The sequence below is a fragment of the Candidatus Streptomyces philanthi genome, assembly GCF_059553635.1.
Genome location: NZ_JCANQV010000570.1, coordinates 1 through 1,674 on the forward strand (window position 1 = coordinate 1; position 1,674 = coordinate 1,674).

The following is a 1,674-nucleotide window of genomic DNA, read 5'->3' on the forward strand; positions in this document are numbered from 1 at the left end:
GGCGCGCCGGCCCGTACCGATGTCGCGGGGCTGCCGGCCGGTGGCGTCGGTGGCCAGTTCTGGTCCCTGCTCGTCCCCGCGGCGCTGACGGGGGAGGAGGCGATGGCCGCGACGCTGGAACAGGCAGGTGTCGTACGGGACCTGGTCCGCACCCACCCCGACACGCTGCGGCTCGCGCTGACCTCCGCCGATCTCACCGAGGCCCGCCACCACGGCCGGGTCGGTTCGGTGCCGGGGCCGGCCGCGGGCCATGCCCTCGGCAGCTCGCTCGCCGCGCTGCGCACCCTCCACCAGCACGGCGTACGCGCCCTGGCGCTCACCGCCGACCGTCACACCCCCTGGGCGGACTCGGCGGCCGGGGCACCGAGGGCGGGCGGGCTGACGGCCTTCGGCGAGGAGGTCGTCCGGGAGGCGAACCGCCTCGGCATGTTCATCGACCTCTCGTACACCTCGGACGCCACCATGCGGCACACCTTGGAGGTCACCAGGGCCCCGGTGTTCCTGTGCGGGACGGCCGCGCGGGCGCGCGTCCCCCACCCCCGCAACGTCCCCGACGACGTCCTCTCCCTGCTGCCGCGCAACGGCGGGATCTGCATGGTGACCTTCGCGCCCGAACAGCTGACGCCCGACGGCGGCCCGGTCGCCGTCCAGGACGTCGCCGACCACCTCGACCATCTGCGGACGGTGGCGGGCCCCGACCACATCGGCATCGGCGCCGGTTTCGACACCGCGCCCGGGACCGCGCACCAGGGCCCGCTGCCGGACGTCACCGGCTACCCCTGGCTGATCGCCGAGCTGATCGACCGGGGCTGGTCCTACCGCGATCTGGCCGCCCTGACCTGGGGGAACGCCCTGCGCGCGATGCGCGGCGCGGAGGCCGCGGCGCGTGCGCTGCGCCGCAGGGCCCCATCCACCGCGACCATCGGCCGGCTGGACGGGGCACGGGTGTGACGGACCGCGGGGAACCGGGACGTATCAGTGCAAGCAGAGGCAGAACGGATGCCCCACCGGGTCCAGATAGACCCGGAAGTTCCGCCCGTCCTCGTCGCGCTGGACGAGCGTGGCTCCCAGGGCGAGCACCTTCGCCTCCGCCTCCTCGATGTCCGCGCGCCGTACGTGGAAGTCGAGGTGCGCCTGCTGCGGCTGTTCCTGGCCGGGCCATTCGGGCGGCCGGTAGCCCTCGACGCGCTGGAAGGCGAGCTTGGGCCCGTCCGGGCCGGCGATCTCGTACCAGTCGCCCTTGCCCTTGACGCTCCAGCCCAGCATCCGCGCGTAGAAGTCGGCGAGTGCGACGGGGTCGGGACAGTCCAGCGCGGTGACATCCAGCTCGATCAGCGCCATGCCGTTACCTCCATAGGTCTTCAACCGGTAACTTCGTTACGTGATGATGCCGCCTTACCGGTAACGAGACAAGGGGTACCGTTGCGGACGTGGCCGACCGCAACGCCCCCGGCGCCCTCCAACTGGTGCAGGACCTCGTGAACACCCTCGACATCGAGACCGGCGAGGACGCGCTCGCCGACGGCCCCGGCCTGACCGCCTTCCTCCGCGCGCACGACCTCCCCGCGCACGGCGGCACCGACCACGACGCCTTGGCCGCCCGCACCCTGCGCGAGGCCCTGCGCGCGCTCTGCCTCGCCCACACCGCCCGCACCCGCCCCGACGCGACGACGG

General features: G+C 73.8%; 3 protein-coding genes. 2 read left to right on the forward strand and 1 reads right to left on the reverse strand.

The features are described from left to right. On the forward strand, positions 1-951 hold a 951-nt coding region (locus AC51EU_RS30270; protein ID WP_496270289.1), incomplete at its 5' end, for a dipeptidase. Positions 952-975: 24 nt separating this feature from the next. On the opposite strand, the gene AC51EU_RS30275 is transcribed toward AC51EU_RS30270, so the two are convergent. Continuing rightward, the gene (locus AC51EU_RS30275) at positions 976-1,341 is read right to left on the reverse strand and encodes a VOC family protein (RefSeq protein WP_496270290.1); all 366 of its coding nucleotides are present in this window, start codon (positions 1,339-1,341) and stop codon (positions 976-978) included. 89 nt (positions 1,342-1,430) lie between these two features. On the opposite strand from AC51EU_RS30275, the gene AC51EU_RS30280 reads away from it, so the two are divergent. Further along, a partial coding sequence (locus AC51EU_RS30280; RefSeq protein WP_496270291.1) for an ABATE domain-containing protein occupies positions 1,431-1,674 on the forward strand: 244 nt, incomplete at its 3' end.